The 23,901-nt window shown below is 39.4% G+C and carries 18 protein-coding genes; 5 read left to right on the top strand and 13 right to left on the bottom strand.

All coding sequences use genetic code 11. From position 1 onward, the window contains the following. Positions 1–205: 205 nt before the first annotated feature. Positions 206–1,321, top strand: coding sequence for a hypothetical protein (locus HUE98_RS14160; protein ID WP_241421267.1), 1,116 nt, complete (start codon positions 206–208; stop codon positions 1,319–1,321). 143 nt (positions 1,322–1,464) lie between these two features. On the opposite strand, the gene HUE98_RS14165 is transcribed toward HUE98_RS14160, so the two are convergent. Further along, positions 1,465–2,052, bottom strand: a complete 588-nt coding sequence (locus HUE98_RS14165) for a hypothetical protein (RefSeq protein WP_241421268.1) — start codon at positions 2,050–2,052, stop codon at positions 1,465–1,467. 103 nt (positions 2,053–2,155) lie between these two features. Further along, complete coding sequence (locus HUE98_RS14170) at positions 2,156–4,516, bottom strand: ABC transporter ATP-binding protein/permease (protein WP_241423572.1); 2,361 nt, start codon at positions 4,514–4,516, stop codon at positions 2,156–2,158. 228 nt (positions 4,517–4,744) lie between these two features. On the opposite strand from HUE98_RS14170, the gene HUE98_RS14175 reads away from it, so the two are divergent. Together HUE98_RS14175 and HUE98_RS14180 are read left to right on the top strand one after the other, a co-directional pair. Continuing rightward, complete coding sequence (locus HUE98_RS14175) at positions 4,745–5,677, top strand: CobW family GTP-binding protein (RefSeq protein WP_241421269.1); 933 nt, start codon at positions 4,745–4,747, stop codon at positions 5,675–5,677. A 258-nt stretch (positions 5,678–5,935) separates the two neighbouring features. Then, the gene (locus tag HUE98_RS14180) at positions 5,936–8,173 is read left to right on the top strand and encodes an SLC26A/SulP transporter family protein (RefSeq protein ID WP_241421270.1); all 2,238 of its coding nucleotides are present in this window, start codon (positions 5,936–5,938) and stop codon (positions 8,171–8,173) included. An 87-nt stretch (positions 8,174–8,260) separates the two neighbouring features. Here HUE98_RS14180 and HUE98_RS14185 read toward each other — a convergent pair whose 3' ends face one another. Then, on the bottom strand, positions 8,261–11,365 hold the full coding sequence (locus tag HUE98_RS14185) for an EAL domain-containing protein (protein WP_241421271.1): 3,105 nt from the start codon (positions 11,363–11,365) through the stop codon (positions 8,261–8,263). Positions 11,366–11,917: 552 nt separating this feature from the next. Between HUE98_RS14185 and HUE98_RS14190 the strand changes: the two genes are divergently transcribed. Beyond that, positions 11,918–13,489 (top strand): histidine kinase N-terminal 7TM domain-containing diguanylate cyclase, encoded by a 1,572-nt coding sequence (locus HUE98_RS14190; RefSeq protein WP_241421272.1) that lies wholly within the window; start codon positions 11,918–11,920, stop codon positions 13,487–13,489. 143 nt (positions 13,490–13,632) lie between these two features. Here the strand turns inward: HUE98_RS14190 and HUE98_RS14195 are convergent, their stop codons facing one another. Continuing rightward, a complete protein-coding gene (locus HUE98_RS14195) occupies positions 13,633–13,818 on the bottom strand; it encodes a hypothetical protein (protein WP_241421273.1) in 186 nt (61 codons plus the stop codon). A gap of 668 nt (positions 13,819–14,486) precedes the next feature. Here HUE98_RS14195 and HUE98_RS14200 point away from each other — a divergent pair. Further along, positions 14,487–15,806 (top strand): putative polysaccharide biosynthesis protein, encoded by a 1,320-nt coding sequence (locus tag HUE98_RS14200; RefSeq protein WP_241421274.1) that lies wholly within the window; start codon positions 14,487–14,489, stop codon positions 15,804–15,806. A 182-nt stretch (positions 15,807–15,988) separates the two neighbouring features. On the opposite strand, the gene HUE98_RS14205 is transcribed toward HUE98_RS14200, so the two are convergent. The 9 genes from HUE98_RS14205 to HUE98_RS14240 all read right to left on the bottom strand — a co-directional run bounded on the left by HUE98_RS14205 (position 15,989) and on the right by HUE98_RS14240 (position 23,808). Then, positions 15,989–16,342 carry an SdpI family protein gene (locus HUE98_RS14205; RefSeq protein ID WP_241421275.1) on the bottom strand — a complete coding sequence of 118 codons (354 nt, stop codon included), beginning with the start codon at positions 16,340–16,342 and terminating at the stop codon, positions 15,989–15,991. Between the two features lie 659 nt (positions 16,343–17,001). Next, on the bottom strand, positions 17,002–18,273 hold the full coding sequence (locus tag HUE98_RS14210; protein ID WP_241421276.1) for a sensor histidine kinase: 1,272 nt from the start codon (positions 18,271–18,273) through the stop codon (positions 17,002–17,004). 82 nt (positions 18,274–18,355) lie between these two features. After that, on the bottom strand, positions 18,356–19,084 hold the full coding sequence (locus HUE98_RS14215; protein ID WP_241421277.1) for a LytR/AlgR family response regulator transcription factor: 729 nt from the start codon (positions 19,082–19,084) through the stop codon (positions 18,356–18,358). A gap of 161 nt (positions 19,085–19,245) precedes the next feature. After that, on the bottom strand, positions 19,246–19,950 hold the full coding sequence (locus HUE98_RS14220; protein WP_241421278.1) for a Yip1 family protein: 705 nt from the start codon (positions 19,948–19,950) through the stop codon (positions 19,246–19,248). A gap of 99 nt (positions 19,951–20,049) precedes the next feature. Continuing rightward, complete coding sequence (locus HUE98_RS14225) at positions 20,050–20,367, bottom strand: ATP-binding cassette domain-containing protein (protein ID WP_277623680.1); 318 nt, start codon at positions 20,365–20,367, stop codon at positions 20,050–20,052. 422 nt (positions 20,368–20,789) lie between these two features. Then, positions 20,790–20,945, bottom strand: a complete 156-nt coding sequence (locus HUE98_RS18175) for an AgrD family cyclic lactone autoinducer peptide (protein ID WP_407080265.1) — start codon at positions 20,943–20,945, stop codon at positions 20,790–20,792. Next, on the bottom strand, positions 20,938–21,570 hold the full coding sequence (locus HUE98_RS14230) for an accessory gene regulator ArgB-like protein (protein WP_241421280.1): 633 nt from the start codon (positions 21,568–21,570) through the stop codon (positions 20,938–20,940). The genes HUE98_RS18175 and HUE98_RS14230 overlap by 8 nt, the downstream gene beginning before the upstream one ends. A 343-nt stretch (positions 21,571–21,913) precedes the next feature. Beyond that, positions 21,914–23,308 (bottom strand): DUF4179 domain-containing protein, encoded by a 1,395-nt coding sequence (locus tag HUE98_RS14235; RefSeq protein WP_241421281.1) that lies wholly within the window; start codon positions 23,306–23,308, stop codon positions 21,914–21,916. Next, positions 23,305–23,808 (bottom strand): RNA polymerase sigma factor, encoded by a 504-nt coding sequence (locus HUE98_RS14240; protein ID WP_241421282.1) that lies wholly within the window; start codon positions 23,806–23,808, stop codon positions 23,305–23,307. The genes HUE98_RS14235 and HUE98_RS14240 overlap by 4 nt, the downstream gene beginning before the upstream one ends. Between the last annotated feature and the right edge of the window lie 93 nt (positions 23,809–23,901).

A 23,901-nucleotide genomic window follows, 5' to 3' on the forward strand; every position in this document is an offset into this window, starting at 1 on the left:
CACCTCCCTTTTTTTGCCATCTAATTCCAAAACATTTATCTGATTATACCATTTATATATAGGGATATCAAGAAAGGTTAAGCCCCTCTAAAGCCCCACCTCTACCCTAATATTATTTGCTAACCTTTTCATAAAGACAAGCACAAACCACCGTGTAAGCCATAAACTATATAAGATAATGGGCAATTAAGAAAGGAGGGAATATATGTCCGTAACATATAAATTAAAAGAATATTTTCTCGGAAGCAACACCTGTAGGGGATTTTACTCCAGACATCAGCAGTTGTTTAAAAAAGGTTACAACCGTTTCTTCATTATAAAGGGAGGTCCAGGAACCGGAAAATCTACTTTGTTTAGAACCGTATGCCAGGGACTGGTGAAGGAAGGATATTCTGTAGAACTATATTGCTGTGCCTCCGATAATCGTTCCCTGGACGGTTTATGCGTACCTTCCCTGGGGGTGGTGATGGTGGACGGTACATACCCACATGTTATAGATCCGGAGCTGCCTGGGGTGCGGGATGAAATCATAAATCTAGGCAGTTACTGGAATGAAGATATTCTAAAAAACCATTTTGGAGAAATTCAAAACTACCGAAAAGAAATTAGCACTTCTTTTGATATTGCTTACCGTTATCTTAAGGAAGCAAAAATTGCCTATGAACAGTGGCAGTTCTTTTTCAATCACTGCATAAATGTAGAAGAAGCCGTAAAAAGCCAAAATAGCTTTATCACTGAAATATTCGATGAAGTTAGAAGGTTAGAAAAGCTGTCGGAAGAACAAAGACTTTTGGCCAGTGCCATAACTCCCGAGGGACCTGTAAATAAATATGATTTAATTTTACAGGATATTAAGAACTTTCACTTGCTGCTGGGAGAACCGGGAACCGGTAAGTCCACACTTCTTAAGCATATTTACCTGATGGCCCAAAGAAAAGGGCTAAATATTGAAGCATATCACTGTGGCTTTGACCCCCAACGGTTAGATGCCATAGTACTGCCAGAAATAAGTACCGCAGTGATAAAACACTGCTATCCCCATAACTTTTGCCTTTCAGATATTAAAAATGTAAACAAAGTATCCACTTTCGACCTATCCTTATATATAGACCAGGGAAAGATTAGAAAATTTAACATAGAAATTCAGGATACCCGGGAACGATTCTGGAACCTGATAAAATTAGCAGTAAAAAATATTGAACGGGCCAGAATCTGCCACGGTAAGCTTGAAAAATACTATTCCTCTGCACAAAACTTCAATGAACTGGACCGGCTGACAGAACAACTGCTCCAAAAAACATTACAATACAGTGTCCATTAGAAAGCGGCTAAATTATAAAAATTAATCATTGAAACGTAAACCCTGCCTATTATTTAAATATCTTGGTTCATCAATATTAAAAAAAGAAAGCCAGGAATTTTATGGCTTTCTTTCTATTCCAAAACTTACATTTAAGTTACCCTTTACGATTGTTGGCTCTCCTGATCTTCATCTTCCTCATCTTCCTCATCTTTTTCTTCCGTATCTTCAGATTTCTTTTCCTCTAATATAACTTCTTCGATAATTTTACCCTTGTGGTCCGTCAACACCCAAAGATAATCCTTATCCTCCTGCCAAAAGTCCTTTTTCTCAATTGTAGCCAGGTGATAAAAATCATCTTTAACATCAACGGCTATACGAACCTGCACCTGTTTATCCGCCTGGGGCAAAATCTCAATATGCCTGATTTTTCCATTATAAACGAAAAGACCGATTTCACCATGAGGGTTAAAAGGATATTCAGGCAGTTCCAGCTTAAATTCCTTGGCAAAAAGCGCCCACTGTTCCTGTTGGGCCGCCACTCGAAGGGTAGGGCTAACCTTTTTCTGGCCTTTATCCGTAGTGGAGAATTGTATTTCATTTTCCACCTTGACTTCTTCCACTACCCTGGCAGTAGTATCCACCCTAAAATTATCATATATTGAAAGAGTAACCAGCAAAATCAACAAAAATGCCAGAGGAATTAGACGCCTTCCTTCAACTACAAAAAGTTTCCCTTTAATCTTCCCCACCCCTTTAGTTTTTTCTATAATTAATATTCATATAATCGTTAAATATACCTTAGAAAAAAATGTTAAAAAAAATTAAAAATCAACCACATAAAATTGCCGCATCTTAATCTGTTCTCAATGCTTCAACAGGATCTTTCTGTGCAGCTATTCTTGCAGGAACTAATCCACCAAGCATGGTTATCGTCACACTAACAATCACCAGGAGAATTGCATATAACGGGTTAAGCTGCGCCACACCGGAAAGGTTCGTTAGCCTCTGTAGAATTATATTAGTTGGAATGGTCAAAATATATGCAATGAAAACTCCCAGAAGGCCGGCAGAAGTTCCAATAATAAAGGTTTCAGCATTAAATACCCGGGTAATGTCTTTCTTTCTCGCCCCTAAAGCTCTCAAAACACCTATTTCCTTTGTTCTCTCCAGAACCGATATATAAGTAATTATGGCGATCATGATAAAAGAAACCACTAGAGAAATTGCCGCAAATGCAACCAGGACCAGAGTGATTGCATTTAGAATTCCCCCCATCAGTGATGTAAGGGTAGATGCTAAATCTGTATAAACAACCATATCATCTGTAACTTTATCCACGTTCCATGCATCCAAATAATCCAAAGCCCTTTCCTTTGCAGAAAAATCAGTTGGATACAATGTAATCATAGAGGGAGTTCCGTCAGCGCCAAGCATTGACAAAACCTGCTCTTTTGTAGCTGCTTTTCCGCTAATACTCCCAAACATCCCACTCATTGACCTTGTCATCCCTGTGGTTTCAGATACGGCAAAGGTCTCGCCGGTGAGCACATTATAATCCGCCTCTCGCTGTGCTTTAACAATTTCTGAGTTTTGAGCATCTTCAATAAAAAATAAAGACAATGCGTCTGAATAAGCAATCCCTTGAGAGAGGATAGTCAACGTAATATCCTCCCCGGGGCGTACAATGCCCACAATATTTAAAGTTATAGAATTTTCGCTGTTGTATAATTCAATCAAATTGCCGGGCACACCGTTTACCACAAAGTAATCACCTTTTTGTACATAGTAATCGTCATTTAGAATTATTTTGAGCTCATAGCCGATTATATCATCAAAGCTGATTTTATCTGCCCCAACATCTTTACCCAGAGCTTCAACAATGGAATGCTTCAACTTATTGTTGCTGCCAACGATCAAAACCAGGTCAGTTATTTCTGCCGGGAATCTACCGGACAGTAAATCATAATTGTTTTCAAGATATCCTGATTTCTTGGAGTTTAAATTGGTTGGGTACGGCGTAAAGTTTATTAATGCTGTGTTCACCGAAGCTGCTTTCTCACCATGTAATTTCAGCAGATTCTTGTTTACAGAACGGGTATAAGTAATACCCGACAACAAAGAAGAATCAATATCCTGTAAATAAGTAAGGTATTCATCAGTAAATACATTTGTATGGGTAACATTATCTTCATCAGGGTCATAAGGATAGATATACCGGCTGTCGTTACTCTCTACAGTTATTGAATCCCCAAACATGCCATGACGGCCTTCAGACATATTTATTTCCAATGCGCTTTGAGTAATCATGATGGGAAATCCTGCAAGGGTTTCGCTCTCCATGTTTTTAATTTGACTGTCAAATCCATTAGACAGGGAAAGAACCAACGCGATTCCAATAATGCCCATACTGGAGGCAAAGGCGGTCAAAGCTGTCCTCCATTTCTTGGTGGCAATATTTTTACCTGAGGACTTGATGGCTGTTAAAAAGCTCATGCTTGTCTTTTTCAGTTTGTACTGAGAATTCATATCTACCGCCTCCGGCGGATTGCTGTCACCAACCACCTCCCCGTCATGGAAATTTATAATTCTATCAGAATATTGTTGGGCAAGTTCAGTGTCATGGGTAACCATAATTACCAGTTTATCCTTGGCCATCTCGCGAATCAAATCCAAGATCTGTTTACTGGTCTCACTATCTAAAGAACCCGTGGGTTCGTCGGCAAGAATGATGTCAGGGTCATTGGCAAGGGCACGGGCAACAGCCACCCGCTGCATCTGGCCTCCAGATAATTGATTTGGTTTTTTATGCATATGATCTTTCAAACCCACTTTTTCCAATACATCAACAGCTTTTTTAAACTTCTGGGAATTGGGTATGCCGCTTAAGGCCATACCCATTCCCACATTTTCCAGGATACTTAAATGGGCAATTAGATTATAACTTTGAAAAATAAAGCCGATACTATTGTTCCTGTAAGCATCCCATTCGGCATCTTTAAAGCCTCTGGTAGACTTGCCGTTTATAATAAGATCCCCTTTGTCATATCTATCCAGGCCGCCTATTATATTTAAACAGGTAGTCTTGCCCGATCCGCTTGCCCCAAGTATTGCCACAAATTCCTTTTGCCTGAATTTTAAACAAACACCATCTAAAGCTTTTTGAGTAAAAGTGCCTGTGGTATAACTCTTTGATATATCTATTAGTTCTAAAATTTGATTCATCCTTTCAAAATTAATCCTGTTTATTATTCCCGTCAAATTGCAAAATATAATTATACGTTTTTACTTTTGTTTACAGCCACATACCCTCCTTACAGCTAAAATCCTTTCAAGAGTTTAATAATAGCTAACAATTTCATAATTGAAAAACACAACAGGAAATAGTATGATTATATTAGTTGTTACAAAATGAACTATACCGCACAAGAAAGGAACCTACAAATGAAAAAACAAATTAAACTCTATTTACTCACTGGATTTCTCGGAGCAGGGAAAACTACCTTTTTAATGAAGGTACTGGAAGAACTTAAGGACCAAAAAGTTGCAGTTATCATGAATGAGTTTGGGAAAGTCGGTATTGATGGAGAGATCATTAGAAAAGATGATTTGAAATTAGTAGAAATTAATCGAGGGTCAATTTTCTGTTCATGTTTAGAACTTTCTTTTGTATCTGCCTTATTAGAAATGGTGGAACAGGATATGGATTATGTTTTTGTAGAAAGTTCCGGTTTAGCCGACCCTTCTAATATCGGGGAGTTTCTTAGGCTGGTAGAAAAACGAAAAGGACAAGTTTATGATTATAGCGGTGCTATTTGTATTGTAGATGGAGTTCAATTTCCAGAACAACTGATAGAAATTGAGACGGTAGAAAGACAATTAAGGTTTTGTCATTTAGTAATTTTGACTAAAACTGACTTAATTTCAAAACAGCAAAAAGAGGATGTAATCTTAAAAATCAAACAGGTAAATTCCAAAGTTGATATTATAGAATCTGAAAATGGTGTTTACAAAAAGAGTTTTCTTGATGAAAATCTAATGGCCTCTACCTGGGTGGAAACAGAAGATACTACCAATACGCCGGAGAACAAACCAAAAACCTTAACTTTAACCTTTGACAGCCCTGTTTCACAAGATGATTTTACAAAATTCCTTAAGGTCTTTCAAAAAGATATCTATCGTATGAAAGGTTTTATTAATTTTGAAACCGGTTGGAAGCAAGTAGATGTAGTGGGCAGCATAATTGATTTTAAGGATTCCGAAGAAAAAGCTCAAGGCTCTCATTTTGTTATTATTTCTAAAGTTGGCTTTCAAATTGTTAAACCTATTTTTGCCGCTTGGGAAGAAACCTTTAACATTCCTATGAAGCTGCGGTAAAAATATTTACTTCTTCCCGGCAGGGAAGTCCAAATATCTTCTATAAGCCATCCAGTTGACGGAGTTTCCGCCGGGAGATTGATTCGTTTATAGTTTATATTTTATTGCAGGTAAATACTTTTTTTTGTTGAAAATTATCTAAAAAGCAATAATAACAACACGTCTCTGCTCATTTTACAGGCCCCTTAATGGATGAGCATACCTCTGTTGATGAAACCCTTAAGCTGTATAATCATTTTCACCTGTGGAGGTTAGACAATGTCTCACCTAGATACCGTTTTTCGCGAAATACTCTCTGATCTTCGGTCCCCCAAATGTCTGCAGGGAATCAGTATTGGACTGATAGTTGGTTTGATGTTGGTGGTTTATCAGGTTTCCTTTGCTTCAATGATTTTTTCCGGACCGCTGGAAGTGCATATAAGCCGGGGCATAGGTATGGCCCTGGCCGGAACACTGGTTATCACCATGGTCACAGCCCTGTTCAGCAATATACGTTCCTTGGTTGCCATGCCCCAGGATGCGCCGGTGGTATTGCTTGCAGTGGTGGCAGCCGGTATTGCCGCCAGCATTGGTGAAACGGAAGGAACAGCTGTCTTTATAACCATTACTGCCGCTCTCATATGTTCTTGTCTGATTTCGGGAATTTTTTTCTATTTTATAGGACACTTTCAATTGGCTGAGCTTTTTCGCTTCATGCCCTATCCTGTAGTCAGTGGATTCCTGGCCGGCACCGGCTGGCTTCTGACCAAGGGAAGCCTGGAAGTAATGACCGGAACCCCGTTGACGCTTGATTCAATTGTACAGCTAACATCAACTATTTCCATCGCCCTTTGGCTTCCGGGCGCAGCCTACGCGCTCACCTTATTTCTGATTCTACGCCGCTATTCACATTATTTCATACTTCCCGGGTCTCTGATTGCAGCTATATTTTTATACTATACAGCCCTTTGGCTTACAGGAATATCCATTTCTGAAGCCCAGTATCATGGCGCGCTGTTTGATTCTTTTGCTGCCGGCAGTTTGTGGCCGGCTTTCAGCTTACAGGATTTTCAGCAGGTTGAGTGGCCTCTAATTCTGAAACAGCTTCCAGCAATCGCTGTTATCCCTTTTATATCCATGATTGGCCTGCTATTGAATACGGGGAGCTTTGAGCTGGCAAGCAAAAAAGAGATCGATATGAATAGAGAGCTGATGGTCAGTGGAGCAGCCAATACCCTTATGGGAATGACCGGCACCTATCCTGGATTCACTGCCCTGGGTCTCTCCATGCTTGGCTTGAAAATTGGGGCGGACACCAGATTGGTGGGCCTCACTGCAGCGTTAATGCTGGGGGGAACATTGCTTTTAGGAAGCCGGCTGCTGGCGTTTTTTCCCAAAGCCCTTCTGGGTGGGCTTCTGATGCTGATGGGGCTTATTTTTCTCTTCGACTGGTTAGTGGACACCCGCAAAAAAATGCCCTACAGCGATTATCTGATGATATGGGCCATATTTTTAATTATTATTGTGTTTGGTTATCTCTATGGAGTCCTCTTTGGACTGCTCACCACCATGATTCTTTTCGTAATCAGGTTCAGCCGAATCCCTCTGCTGCGCAGCGTTAGTTCCGGGTCACTGGTGCACAGTATGAAAGGCCGGTCCATACCGCACCAGCGCTTACTGGCTATGCATGGAGAGCGAACTACCATCTACGAACTGGAGGGCTATATCTTTTTCGGTTCGGTCACCACATTGATTAACGGCATCTCTTCGACGGTCAAAAACCCTGCACGGGTTCCAGTTGACGTCATCATTTTAAATTTCAAAAAGGTGAGTGGTTTCGATATTTCCTCTGTGAATAATTTTGTAAGGCTGCTTAATCGCTATAGCCAAAGTGATCTTCTCTTTGCTTTTGCAGAAACCCCACATGGATTCAATGAATTGCTGACTAAGAATCTGGACGAACAGGTCTCCCGTTCTCTTAAATTTTTTCCAGATTTGGAAAGTGCCCTGCAGTGGGCTGAAGACCGAATTTTAGAACAGCAGCAGCAGGTTTTGAGTTCTTTTTCAAAAGGATGCAAAACAGCAAGAGATAACCTGTTTGAAAGTATCTCCGATGAACTTCTGCGCAGCCTGGATCTTCAGGCACATGTGGAAGAATTGCTGGAGAGGCTCGGGAAATATCTGACGGATGAAAACTACTCAAAGGAGGAGGTCGTGCTTTCTAAATCCCAAGCAGCTCAAGGTCTCTATCTGGTCAAAGGTGGTGTTGTTGCTGAAGTCAAAGAAGTGGGAAACAACCGAAGCACACACATTAGAGATTTGGGCTCCGGCACGGTGTTCGCCGAAATGGCTCCCTACGGCCAATGGCCATCACCTTTTAGCTACCTGGCCAAAACCGACGTACAGCTCAGCATTCTCACACCAGATGCCCTAAAGCGGTTGGAAACGGATGCCCCTGCCCTGGCTTTGGAGGTACATCGTATAGTAATCCAGAACTTCTGCATCTTAAAAAATTAACAATTAATCAAGAAACTGGTTTGTTTCAGCCCGTTCCCAATTAACAAAACCCCCGCCAAGAGGTGTCATGACAATAAAAACTCATGATTAATTAAATGTTGATGATTTCCTCTCCAACTGATTTAAAAGGATCTTTTCCAGTTCTAAAGCAGACATCGGTTTATAATAGTAAAACCCCTGGATCTCATCACACATTTGTTTGCTAAAAAACTCTACCTGCGGTTCTGTTTCAACTCCTTCAGCTGTGACTTTAAGCTCTAAGCTTTTAGCCAGTTGGATGATAATCTTTGCGATAGCTTCATCTTTATTGCCTTCTGAAATACCGTGAACAAACTGCATATCAATTTTGATCCGGTCCACAGGCAATGTCTTTAACCGGCTCAAAGACGAATACTCTGTTCCAAAGTCATCAATAGCAATGGTCACACCCAATTCCTTCAATTCTTGGAGCACTCCAATAATATAACCCGCTTCCTTAACTGCGGTACTTTCAGTGATTTCCAGTTCAAGATATTTAGAATCCAAACCAGTTTTACTTAAAGTGTTGGCAACCAGATTAGCTAAATTCACATTTCGGAACTGTTCAACGGACAGGTTCACCGACATACGAAGGGGAGGCAGGTTCATGTCCTGCCACAGCTTATTTTGATGGCAGGCCTTAAACAATACCCACTGGCCAATTGAGTTGATCAAGCCCGTTTGCTCCGCCAATGGAATAAAAATACCCGGTGAAATCATCCCTAATTCCGGATGATTCCAGCGGACCAAAGCCTCCAGACCGATAATCTCTTTAGTTACAACATTAACCTGCGGCTGATAATACAGCATCAATTCATTTCTTTCCAATGCCCTGTACAGACTGTTTGTCAGCTGCATTTTTTTCATTATATCTTCTCTCATGACTGGAGAACATAAGGTAAACTGGTTTTTACCCTTATTTTTTGAGGCATTCATCGCCAGATCGGCATTCTTAATCAGAGTTTCCCCTTCCTCCCCATCTACCGGATAAACGGCGATACCTGCACTGGCGGTGATGAACAGTTCCCGGTCGTTAACTTTAAACGGCATTTCAAAAGCTACCATAATGTTTTCACAAACCCTGCTAATATCTTCTGCCCTGGCAAAATTGGTAAGCAATAATAATAATTCATCGCCTCCAAAACGGCAAACAGTATCATGCTTGCGCACACATCCAGATATCCTGGAGGCCACCTGTTTTAAAAGCTCATCGCCACCCTCATGGCCCATAGTATCATTGACATTTTTAAAAGAATCCAAATCCATAAACATCACGCTTATAAATTTTTCGGTCCGCCGGGTTAAGTGGATCGCTTGTTCTAAACGATTTTTAAACAATGTGTGGTTAGGTAATCCTGTCAATAGGTCATAATACGCCATGTAGTTAATCTCTTTTTCCGCTCTAACTTTTACCAGTGCGTCCGCCAATAGATTTGCCAGGATTCTCAGAAACTCCTGGTGATCCTCCCGCCAGGTCTTTGTCTCCTTCACTGAGTCAAAACACAGTAACCCCAGAATTTTGCCTTTGTTGGTAACAGGAATAGAGAGCAGCGACTGAATCTGCTGCTTTTTAAACAGCCTTTTTTCTTGAGCAGCTTCAGGGGGGAGACTTTCCAAATCAGGGATATGCACCACCCCATTATGCAAAATCTGATCCATCCACCAGGATATATATTCTATGGAAATATCTTTAACAGAATTAATAGATGGTTCAATACCTTCATTACACCATTGATGAGTGTATGTCACCATTTTCTGATCCTTTGAAAAGAGAAAAAGATAAGTGCGGTCTACCTGGTAATGCCTGCCAATCAACTGCAGCATCCCATTGATTTTTTCATCCAGATTGGATTCAGTGACGGTGACAAAGTCAGCCGAAATATGTGAGACCATCTTCTGAAACTTAATTTGGTCTTCATTTTCCCCCAACCGCTGCACATACACTCGATTAACATAATATGCCAACCAGAGGGTGATACTAAGAATTCCAATTCTTGCAATATGATCTGATGCGCCAATCTGCACTGCAGCTGTTGGCACTTTAACCCACACCCATATTTGTGTGAGTAAAATAAAAGCACCTAACAAAAAAATCATTCGCTGTTTATTATAAACAACGGAAATAATCACAAAAACAATAGGTACCGCCCATACGGTAATACCTGCATATTCAATAAACCTAAGTGTAATCAGCGGAACAGATGCTGACACAAGAAAAACAAAAACACCATCTTGATGATCCGCCTTAATCGGTAATCGTTGAATGTTCTGCAGGAACAATCCAATGATAAAAAGAGCAGTACTAAATAACAGCACAGAATTCAAAGGTGCCTTATAGAAAAAATATTGAGATACAATATTTATCATGCTTCCAAGAATAAAGGACAGCGAAATAACCTGATAGAACTTGGCACGGTTGTCATCGCTCAAAATCTGTCCTGGTTCAGCCCTTTGACTTTTTATGGATGGGTTCATCAGGCCGTACTGTTTTATAGCGTAAAAAATTGCCATGATGGGAAATATGATAATTATAGGTGCCATCTGAGGGATAGTGAATGACATGTATGTATTCACCACAAGGTCTGTCATCGTTCCCAATAATAAGGCCATAGTAAAGGATGCGATCAAAAGATATGCCTGCTTTTTCTTTTCAGCCTCTTTTGACCTTCTTCCCCATAACCAGAGTAAGCACAATCCAGCAAGAGCATAACCGGCATAATAAACATTGAAATACCAGTCCCACCAATTATTTGCAGACACATTAGTCCAACCGGCAGCAGTGTTGACCAAATTATACTGTGCTCTGGCTGATTCACTGTAAAAACCAAAAACAAAAATTGTCACCGCCGCAGGCAGATACAGCAGCATGTAATGCCATCTGCTGTTGAGAATTGTGCTTCTCTCTGTCAGGATGAGGAAAAAATGCAGCAGAAGACTATATAAAACTCCCCAACCAAAAGAAGACACCCGGCGCCAGAACAAAGCCACCTCATAATCTGGTGCACTGTTGGCAATGGAAAAAGAGAATGTCCAAAGGGCCAGTGAAAGGCAGACGGCAAAGAAAACACGGTTCAGCTTGTTTTCAGCATTAAGAGATAATATATATTGCCCGGAAAAAAAATAGAAAGCAAAAGTGATGAAAAATACTAATGAAAAAATATATGACAAAGGCATTTCTATTTTGACTCCTTTTTGACTAATCTTTGAGAATATTATCAGAAAAAAGCAGTGTTTTATCATAACTAAAATTATTTTTTATGGAAGAGTAAAATAATCCCCACCTTAACGAAGGCAGGGGAATTTAATTAGCATATTCTTTTAATGGGCTCTTGCTCTGCTCCATAAAAAAGCCGCATTTGAACACAAACTTTTCCTTTCAAGCTCTTCAAGGCTCTTTTGAGGAAGGCAAACTATTAAACTGGCGTTTTTTACAACATTTCTTTTCATATATTATTTAATTCCACTTATTTTAGACATATTCCTTCTAAAACCCAGAATTTTCTTAAAAATAGTAAGGTTTATGTTAACTGCTAAACCCCCTCTCAATTGATGAAATAAAATCAGCTTATAAGGGGGTTTTTTCATAATTGGTTATGATATAATGTAATTATAGGGAAATATAGGCAAAATTACACATTAGTAACTGTTTAATTAAAAAAGCGATAGAGTTGTGGAAAGCTCCAAATATTTAAAAACCAATATGTTTATAAGTGAACAGGAGTTTATATGATTTATTTACCAGAAATTTGGATATTTATTATATCAGCAGGTATCCTTTTAGCATTAATTTCTGTAATCTGGAAGAAAAGATACCTTTACAGCGGACATGCCTTTCTTATTCTGCTCTGCCTGGCATTATTATGGACGGTAAGCTTTACCCTTGAAATAACGGCACAAACTCTGCCGCTAAAAGTACTTATGGTTAAGTTCCAATTTATTGCCATAGCCTTCTTACCACTGGCATGGCTTAATATTGTCCTGGATTATTTGGGATACATCAGGTCAAAAACTCAATGGCTTACATTAATGATTATTCCTATAATCACTAACACTATTTTATGGTTTTTCCCCAGGCCTAACTGGTTCTGGGGCGAGGTTATATTCACCGGTGATTCTATCCCCTTCGCAACAATAGATTACCATTACGGGTTTTGGTTTTATTTTGTGCATGCACCTTATAGTTACATCATTATGCTTGTTTCTATCTCTTTACTTATTAGAAGATTTTTTAGGATTCATGCTGTGTACCGGCCCCAGGTGGCCATGATGATTGCTGCCATAACAATTCCTTCCATGACTGATCTGTTCTATGTCTTGGGTTATTCACCCATACCTTATATTAACTTTACTACGGCGGTATTTAGCCTTTCATGCCTGATAATTGTCTGGGCACTTTATCGACATAATTTTCTTGATTTGCTACCCATGGCCCGTGATGCTGTTATCGAAAACATGGATGACGGTGTAATTGTTTTAGATTTAAAGAAAAGAATTTTGGATATAAACCCGGCTGGAACGAAAATCACCGGAATAACATGCCAATGTGTAGGCAGGCTGCTCTCAGAAGTTTGTCCCGGGGTAATCAATCATACAATTGAAGAAATTTCTTCCGGAAAAAACAAAAAAAATAAAGTTGACATTACCATGAAAGATACAAACGAGGTTTGTGTTTTCGAATTTCGTTTTTCCTATATTAAAAACCAGCTGGGGCAGGTAAAGGGCAGTATCGTAACGCTTCGTGACTGCACAGAGGAGTTTAACTTGTTTAAGAGAATTCAAAAACAAGCAATCATAGACAGCTTAACTGAAACATTTAACAGAAAACATATTCTTGAGTTGGGCCAAAAAGAACTAAACAGAATCAAGCGGAATCCGGAAACTCAAATATCAATCATCATGATAGATTTAGACAAATTTAAAAATATTAACGACATGTATGGTCATGCCGTGGGAGACCAGGTACTGAAAGACTTTGCAGAAACATGCAAAAAAAGTATTCGCCCATACGATATCTTTGGACGATTGGGTGGGGATGAGTTTGCCATTATATTGCCCAACACCTCCTCAAAAGACGCAGTAGCTGCAGCTAAACGAATTATAAAAAACATCGATCAAATGAGAATACCCACCCTAAATGAAGAAAACATTGCTATTACAATAAGTTTGGGAGTTGTATCTTCGCAGGAAGTACCAATCATCAACCTTGATTTCGATGAATTTTTAAATATAGCAGATCAACTGATGTACAAAGCGAAAAAACGAGAAGCGCACCAGGGTTCATCCTTTTCATCGGGGTAATTGATAATATCACTTTCTGCCAGGTCATCCTCTGCTAAAATATAAATTCCTGCCCTTAACAGTAGGATAATTCAAGATTTAAAAAAATAAAACAGCCTGAACGGCTGATAAAATGTTTAAGTTTCTTCTCCTTTTTTTCTAACCTATTCTTTATCCTTCTTTCCGTGAAGAATTATACTTTTCTTATATTGAGAAAAACAATCTCGCTTCTTTGATGAACTTGAGATAGGATGTATACCAGAACTAATTTTGTTATATTTCGCATCTCCAATTTCAGCTAAGAAGTCTTTTTTATTAGGATGATTACTTGGAGTTAATGTCTTTGCCACAATCCGCACCTCCCTATTTAGTTAATACGGGAAAATGACTGCACAAATCTTGGGAAAAAATCATAATTTTATCTGCAATTGACTGTTCTTTTTCTTGTGGTATCAAAATACCATATACACTGTCTAAAGATACAATCGATACAATCTCACTCTTCGAATTATATATCGGAAAACACAAACAAAACTTTGTATCTCGTGTCTTACTTATTTGAAAATCATAATATTCTTAACAAGAATCGTCTCATGTTTATACTCCTCTGGTGCTAATGACGAAAGGCCTTCTGCTAACTCATAAGACAATATTCTACATATTATTGGTTACTCCTTCCTTTTCCTTATATAAAATACTAATTAATCTAAAGTGACATAGCACATCGTTTTTGGCCACCTTCCCCCTTAAACCGTATCGTGACCGGCCGGATAAAGTAGACAATTAAAGATGTATATCATTTGAAGAGAGCAAAAAACCTTTTAAAGATGCATGGGGAATTATGGAAGGATTGCTCCTTCTATAATTCCCCACGCATTTTTCCTAACGGAATAGAACAGGAGAACTTGCTTATTTATAACCTGTAAACCTCTGTGAGATTTAAAGAGGATTTTTTTAGTTATTAAATACACCTCCCACAAATAATCATATAATTAGATTAACCTGTGGGAGGAATATGATGTACAAAAAAAAGCTGATACAGGGTACCATTATTCTTACCGGAGCATCACTTATAACAAGAATATTGGGATTAGCCAACCGCATGGTCCTCTCAAGGCTCATTGGCGCCGAAGGTTTAGGGCTGTTTCAAATGGCTTTACCATACTACATGCTGATGACTGTAGTGGCTAACTTAAGCATGCCAGGAGCCATGTCCAGAATTATTTCCAACCGAATGGCCCAAGGGGATAAGGCCGGTGTGGAACAGGTAAGAAGGATATCCCTCTATTTAGTGATTGTAACATCAGTATTGAGTGCTGCAGCACTTTGGTTGGGGGCACCACTGCTGGCCTGTTATTTTCTACCTGATCCCAGAGTAGAATTAATGTTCAAAGCAATGTCCCCGGCTCTATTGTTTATCGGCCCGTCTTCGGCCATAAAGGGATATTTCCAGGGCTTAAACAACATGACGCCGTCAGCGGTATCACTGATTGTTGAACAATTTTTCCGGGTAGGCGCCAGTATCTCAGGAGCTTATATGCTGCTGCCCCGGGGGCTGGAGGCTGCCGTTTTAGGCTCTGTTACCGGATATGCCTTAGGGGAGGCCTGCTGTTTTGCAGTTATGCGCTGGTATGATAAAAGCCGTTATATTCCCTTTATATACCGCCCCAGGGCAACCAATTCTGCTACATTACGTGAATTGTTCTACTTTGCCCTCCCTTTAGTTATGATCCGTTTCAGCGGTAGTATAAGCAGCAGTATTGCAGCTTTTTTAATTCCAGCACGATTAATTCAAGCCGGCTTTACCACTGCCCAGGCTACTTCACTATTCGGTAAGTTGATGGGAATGGCACTTCCTCTGCTGTTTCTTCCTACGGTAGCAATTATGCCCCTGTCCACAACACTGGTTCCTACCATAACGTCTGCCGTATCCCTTCACAACCGTCAACTCACTAAAAGACTGATAAACTTTGCTTTTTCACTCACCTTTTTACTGGGAGGCATAACGTCAGTAATTTTTTTCTTATTTCCGGAACAACTGGTTAATTTGTTCTATAATACTCCTGCCGTTGCTCCCCTGGTCGTGGGGATGGCCCCTGCTGTTCCCTTCGCCTATACTCAGTTTACCGGGTTAGCAATCCTAAACGCAATAGGTTTGCCCAGGCAGGCCTTCTTCACCGATATAATTTCAAATATCGCCTTTTTGACACTTGTTTTTTTTCTTGTGGGAAATCCACAGTTGGGAATTCAGGGAGCCGTTTGGGCATTGAACATTTCCTTTTTCTTTGGTGCCATAGTTGTCCTGGTGTTGATATATTATGGTATTAAAAAATTATAATTCTTCTGTTTTTTTTAAACTCAAGTATTAAGAGTGGCCTGGAAATCCTTCTAGACATAGCTTTACAAAATCCCCGAGCAGTTGCATTAGATGTTTTGATAAATCAAACAATTCGAAGCTTTTCAACCCTGTTAATCATTTTTTTTAACTTCATACGTAACTCATCCATAAAATTAGTATATTCATTTTCTAAGACCATCCTTTGTATAATTGTTTTTCAAATTGACTTGAACAAATATTATTGTTATCAGTAATGATAGTACTGTTCCATGTGCAGCAAAACTAATTAGTCGCTCAATATCAGTCAAGTAGAGAAAATAGCTTATTGACATGATGACAATCAACCCACCGCCTAATACTAGCATGAATTTTCCAGCAAGATCGTTTGCGAATTTCCATGTATCGTCTGTTCGAGAAGACAGCTTCGTTCGGAATCCGATAATATTATTCTGCTTCATCGGTGGACGGAAAGTAAAGTGAATCCCCGCAATGAACAATACTAAGGGAGAAACTACTACCTTTAAAAAGTCATACATTACATACGCCTCCTATCTCTGTTTATTTTCTTATCTCACAAGTGTATAAGTGTACATACTCAGACTTTTGCCTTGAATTTCATTTTTAAGCGTACATTCCAACTCAAACCCCAGTATTTTGAACAGTTCTATTGCATTATGCTCATGCCCTGATATTTGATTAATCCTTATCTTATATATGTCTGTCACTGCAGGCTTAACCAATCTCTTAATCATTTTGTTAATGAGATTTGGCAGTTCGCCTTCCCCAATTAATTCATCACAAAAAAATGAGGTGATTAGCGCAACCAAAGATTTGTTGATAACACCTCTGAACTTTATTGTACTAACGTAAGTCTATTAAAACAAACCCATTAAATGTTTTGTATTACCAGCAAAAGCACAACCTTGAGAGATATATAGACTACAATAAATTACCAATAAATGCTTATTCACAAGGGTTTAGCACCCACTTATTTCCCATGATTTTACAACCGTATCCTGCAATTTACTTCCTCCTTTATATAATAATACCAAATTGTTTTATAATTACAATACCTTGGCCGCAACAGGTACAAAATATGGCGCAACATGCTCATTTTTATGCCTGAAAATGCATATTTAAGTATTCAAAACTAAAAAAGCCCTTCCATATCGGCAGGGCCACAAGAGACAATTGGTTAACCGGGAATAAAAGTGGCTATCTGAAGGCTGGAATTATCGGGGATCATCTGCATATCAATATCTCCCCCATATTTTTCAACGATTTCTTTTATAATATACAAACCCAAGCCGCTGTTAGTGCTTTTATCCTTTGTGGTATAGCCTGCATTAAATAAATTCTTTAAGGTACTGTCCGGTATCGGGCTGCATGTGTTGACCGTAACGATTCTGACTCCTAAATTGTTGCTCGTTACTGTTAAATTAATTTTTTTCTCCGCAGCTTGTTCCGCAGCATCTATTGCATTGTCAAGCAGGTTTCCGATCACCTGGACAAGTTCGTCCGCTGAGAGGACGAATCGGTCATTATCCCATCGAATTTTCCACTGAAAATCAATATTCTTTTTTTCCGCTTTCCGCTTCTTTATACTCAATAATGCTCCCAGCTCAGGGGGCCTTATCTTTAACATTCCCCTTAGATGAGTAACATTGGAATACAGAGACTCCATATATTTTTGTGCCTTAGTATATTCCTTCACGTAAATAAATCCATATAAGGCGGTTAAATGGTTCAGAAAGTCATGCTGCTGAGATTGGATTTTTGTGTTTAAAGTATGTAACTCTTTAGTGAATGACAGCTGGCTTTCCAGTTGTACCTGTTTTTTTGTCACTTTTAACAGGTTCTGGACCATAAGAATGCTGGTTGCTATACTGGTAAAAATAGTTATATTAATTACAATTAGCAGGGTGCTTAAAGTAAAGCTCCGGTAAATTCCAGCATTATAGATGTATAAGTTAATATTAAGAAAAGCCAGGACAAATATTTGAATCAGACAAAACATTAACAGGTAAAGCTGGTATGAAGCCCTTTGCTTAAAGGCTTTGTCATTTAAAAAACCCTCAAAACATATTGGAAACCATTCCCTTTTTAACGCCAGGTATCTAAATCCGATTAATATAAACAGGTGAGGGGTAAACAATAATAATCTTAAAATTGGATTATTTAGTACCTCTTTAATGTCGTAGCTAAATAAATTTGCCAGAAAGGGAATACTTATACTTTCTACCATTGCTAATAAAAAGCCTGAAAATAAAGTTCCAAAAGTAGACCTGCTCCAGGGAACTTGTAACAATACCCTCTGTATGATAATCATGAATATTAGTTGGGTAATTGTGTGCAGCCCAAATACTGCCGGTAACAACCTGATAAAATAAGAAACAATTGTAGTCAAAAAAGATATGTTGACCAGAGTAAGAAAACCAGGTTTTTTCCCAATTATGGCAGTACTCAAATAATATAATACAAAACTTTCGGGCAATGACCCGGATATAAATATAAAAAAGGGCAAGAAATACATTTATTTGCCTTTCTCATCATTTTATTATCTGCATCTTGTCATATAGAATATGAACCACATTCCGGCTCAATAACGCAGAATAATCATAATCAAAAAAGCTGACTAGATATGATGTCCTGTTATTTGTTTCGATTTTTTCGATCTTTCTTATATTAATGATAAAGGACTTGTGACTCCGGAAAAAGGAAACTCCAAGCTTTTGTTCCCACTCCTTAAGGGTTTTATTTAATTCAAACTTTCCCCTGGTGGAGTGGATAGTGATTTTCTTGCCTGCCTTTTCAAGATAATAGATATCATTAATATTGATAAAAACAGTTGAGTCTTTATCTTTTATAGGAATTTTTACTTCATGAATGGACTTATTATGCTCATTTTCAATCATTAACTGCTTTTGTATCCTTTCAATCGTTTCCTTTACCCGTTCCCGATTAATAGGTTTTACTATGTAATCGTAAGAATAAATTTTTATCGCGTCCCACATGTAGTTGATATGAGCAGTCACAAACACAATATATAATTCCGGTTTAATCTGTAACAGTTTTTTGGCTAACTGGATACCATGAATATCAGGAAGGTCTATGTCCAAAAAAACGACATCAGGATTTAATCTTTTTACCAGTTCTATAGTATCTTTCCCTGTGCCGGCTTCTCCAAAAATTTCTGCTCCCTTGAGTGTAGATATTATATTATTTAAGACCATCAAAATACCTGCTTCATCATCTGTTATGACTATTTTGAGGGTCACTCCCATCCATCCTTTCTGTTTCAAAGCTTTTACCATAACATATTTTTATTTCTACAAAATATGGCAAATACCTCTTTAAAAGGAAAATGAGACAATAAATTTTAGAAGAAAGCTGTCTAATATCAAAACAAAACCGGCAGGCGGACGCCTGCCGGTAATAATTACATGATGCCTCCGGTAAACATGTTATTAAAGGAAGAGAGCCCCAGATTCAGTACAATATTTAAAGCCTGGTACCCCAATACAGCCGCTGCAGTTTTCTTTTTAGAAAGGCCACAAACAGCTGAAAAGGCGAAAATTAACAGGAGCACATTCCACAGGACAAAAATATCTGCATGATTATGCAGCAGAGACGCTGTGGCTGCCATTTCGCCGGTGGATATATACCATGCACTTCGGACAATTTCCCGTAAAAAGAAAGGTATCCAGGCCAAACCCAGTACTCCCAGGGTCTTAGAGTATTTAGCCTCTCCCCCCATAAGGTTAAATGCCAGGGTGAGTATTCCTCCCTTAATCAACCATCCCACATATATGCCCAGTACACTTCCCACAGCAATAGATATTGAAATGACCATTGACATTGTTTCGCTGGTCATCAGTTCTTCAACGTCTGCCAGACTTTCCTCTGTCATGCCTTCCATTTCCCTCACTTCATCTAATGGTACCTCGGGATTTTGCGTAATAAAAGATACCCCGGTCCAACCGGCTAGCAGCCCCCCCACCAGCATCATTATGATGGTAAAAATAATAATTCCTTTGAAGTTTGCCCCTTTGAAGGCTGCAGATGGTTTAAATAATATGTTTTTTAAACTGCTGCCCAAACCCTGATGCTCAATTTTTTCTTCCGTGATAATTTCTTCTTTCATATTAATCATCCTTTCTCATTTTTTAATCATGCCGGATTGCCTCCAGGGGGCTCAATTTCATGGCCTTGATTGCCGTATAAAGACCAGAAACCATACCCACTACCACAGCAAAAATGATGATAAAGACCACCAGGGCAATGGCTCGTTAAGTACCTCCTCTGCCTTTTTTCGTCTTTCCCTTTTGGGTATCCGGGCAAAAAAAAGAGGTATATCCACATCTTCCAAAGCATTGTACTGGGGGAGAAGGTTGAACGATTGGAAGATAAAGCCGATATGATTTCTTCGAAACAGGCTCAGCTGATTCTGGTCCATCTGGGTAATATCCGTTTTCCCAATGGTAATCTGTCCTCCAGATAAAGATTCCAATCCCCCCAGCAGGTAAAGGAGGGTGGACTTTCCAGAACCTGACGGCCCCAACAGGCAGGTAAGGTCATTTCACCCCAAAAAGCCGCTCTCGTCTTTAAAAAAGCGGCTTATATGATATCTTAAATGTCAGAGATTCGATGAATTTATCCGCTATTACAATGATAAACGGGGCATCAATCTCTGAATTAGTGCAAGCCTGCCGATATATATGATGCCCATTCTTACTGACAGCAGAAACAGACTGTTTAACCCGAGTCATGGATATGCCGCAGGTGTGGATTTATTTGGTTACCATATATCCACACCTGCCTGGACATTACTGCTTGGTGCCAACATATCCCACAGCTTGTGCTGTTAATAAAAATCTCTCGTATCGCTTAAAACGAAAATTTGGTCTTAGACATTGGGGTCCATCAAAAGATGCTTGTTCTTTAGATAAGCCGGACTAATTAAGAATAGAAATAATTTTGAAGCTAATCCTTGTCAATGCCAGACGGGGGCGTTGGTTGATGTAACATAAATAAACTGTTAGTGCTAATGTTAGTTGCTGCAGCGGCAAATAATAAGAAACTGAGGAGCATAAGGAACTTATGACTTGTTTTGTCTATCAAAGATATATCCTTAAACATTATCCACACCTCCTTCCTGTTTGAATAAGTTAAATAACTCAATAAAATGAAAACCTGCCGGGGTTAACGTAAAAGCCTGCCATAGTAAACCCGCTGCGATTAACCAGCTTCCAATATTTTTTGACCCTGTTTTGAGAACGAAGAAAGAAAACAGGGCAGCGGACAGAATAGATAACAACCAAAATTTCTTTTTTTCTGCTTCATTTTTCAGGGGCTTATTTAAGGGAGCTTTAGGGGAATAAATTAGAAAAAGAATCAGTGATAAAAGTAAGACCAGGAGAATTATATATTGCGGTAGATGGATTAAATAACTTTCTAGCCTGCTGACGGTTATACTCAAACCCAGAATGACGAAAGAACTTACCATTAAACACTTGTAGTATGAGTTACAATGAGCTCCTCCAGAAAAAGTTCTAAGAAAACCTGTGACAAAAAGAATCAAAAAAGTTTCCCGCACTACTCCAAACACAGACGACAGGAGAAACAAAAAGACCAGTTTTATGGAACAGCCAATTATAATTTCTGCTCCGAAGCTCAACAATTCTCCCTGGTGAGGTTGTCCTGTTCTGTGGGCAACCATAGTACCCAACTTATTCCCCATGGTTTTCACAACTATATCCTTCAAGTTACTTCCTCCTTTATATAATAATACCAAATTATCATATAATTACAATACCTTGGGCGCAACAGGTACAAAATATGGCGCAACATGCTCATTTTTATGCCTGAAAATGTATATTTAAGTATTCAAAACTAAAAAAGCCCTTCCATATCGGCAGGGCCATAACATAACCCCAATTGGTTCTTCCCAAAGGGGTTGAGAGGGAGATTTAAAAAATTGCCGGGGTAAGGGCCAAAATCTCCCGGGCAGCCAATTACAAAGCTGTTAATTCCAACATGAATCCTAAAGGGGAGTAATATTTACCCCCCCCCCTTATAAGTTAAATCCATATATTACCATAACCAATTTATTCTAGTATATTCGGCGGTATTTCCAGAATTACTGTGCCGATATCATCATAAGCCCAGTATCCCATATTAATTAAGGCTGCAGCTGTACGGCCCTCAGGAAGTTCCCAATGGATTTCCCAGCTTCTTTCCTGTATTTCCTCTGGTTCTTCTCCGGGTAACACGAACCTGGCTGTGGTTTCTGATTGGCCGGTAATCCTTGGGAATTCCGTCAAATGTATACTACCTTTATCATCTATGACCTGCCAGTAACTCATTAAAAATGGGTCCGGGTTTTTTTCATCTACCTCAACGCTGATGACCGCCTTTCCTTTTTCATTATTTGTATCGAACTCTATTATTTCCACCCTGCGCCCATCTGGAGATTGTGAAAACCTGTCACCTTTGAAAGGTACAAATGTCTTCCCTTCATAATATAATAAACCCGAAAGCCCGATGGTCACTACAGAGTCATGAGACAGCCCTTCCAGGGGTTGAAAGTGCACCTGATACTGTTCTTTCCAGGTTCCATCCTCCTGCAGTGCTCCCTGTCCCCCACCTCCTCTAGACTCTACCTCCTTTCCGTCCAGTGAAAGGGTTACAAACCTTGATGACAGGTCAGGTCCATGAAATTCTCCATGAAATGTTATTATTAGCTCTGTTTGGGTAGGAGCCAGCCGTAATTCTTCCACAGTAATCAAACCTGTGGGAACTTCGAACTTTTTATCGATTAAAACGCTCCTGGTAAGCTGGCTTAATGGTTCCCTGGTAACGGAAAACGATACCTGCCAGTTTCCCTTTATATCTTTGACACTGTCTAATATTAATGTCAGCATACCACTATTTTCCGGCAGAGGGTCAAATTCCATGCTGCCTACATAAACACCGTCCATTATATCTCCCCGGGCCCCCATGCCCGTATTAAACTTGCTTCCATTGAACAATATCTCGTTAAAGTAAACAGCCTTTGGGGAGCTGCCCTCCAGTGAATAAAAAACAGTAGTTTTAATAGGGTCCGCCAGCACCTTATGTATATTTAAAGTATAACCCTTATCCGTTGTGCTCACCAGGACTTCCTGGAACATATCGTGTTCCTCAGCCCATTGCCAACCCTTTTCTATTTCAGTCCATTCCGAAATATATCTGTTAATTATGGGTATGTTTTCAGCAGCCCAGATCCGCACTTCGGGAACATTCATAACCAGAACGGCGAACAACAATACAGCGGCTGCAGCAGTGCTGCTTATCCAAATCAGCAGAGGTTTCTTTTTCTTTTCCTCCATACGAGACATCTTTTTTACATTTTTTTTGAGCTTGTTTGAATACTCCTGGGATAAACTGCCCCCGGCAGCCCAGTTATTTAAAACTTCTTTGAACCTTATATCCATGTCTGTATCAAACTCTTTGTTTCTCATAACGCAGCCCCACTCCTTTCCCAATTTTCTCGCAGCCGGGTCAGGGCCCGGTATAATCGGGATTTTACAGTACTTAAAGGGACTTCCAGTTCCTCTGAAATCTCACACAAAGACAGATCACCCAAATAACGCAGAATGACTACCTGCCTCTGGCTTTCACTTAATGATGCCAAAGTCAGCCAAACATCCCGGTCTTCAAGCACTTTTTCCGGTGAAGGAAAAGGCCCGAAATCTTCATGTGAAATATTCTCAGTTTCCATAGGCACTATACGTTTTTTAAAATTCAGCTGATTTAGGGCACTGTTCACAACAATTTTACGTATCCAGCCGGGAAAGGCTCTGGCCCCGCCTCTTAAATCCTGCCTATGGCTCCAGGCTTTTTCCACCGACTCCTGCAGGACATCCCAGGCATCACTCTCCTGGCCTAGAATTGACCAGGCAATCCGTAAAAGCTTACCTTCTTCCTTATGTAAAAGTTCCAAGAACTCTTTTTCCTGCAATTAACCACTCCTCTCACAACACCTTTCTACCCAACTGACAAAGTAATACAGTAAAAAGTTTCAATGATATTGAAAAAACATTGCAAAAATCTG

Source organism: Candidatus Contubernalis alkalaceticus, from assembly GCF_022558445.1.
Taxonomy (GTDB): domain Bacteria; phylum Bacillota; class Dethiobacteria; order SKNC01; family SKNC01; genus Contubernalis; species Contubernalis alkaliaceticus.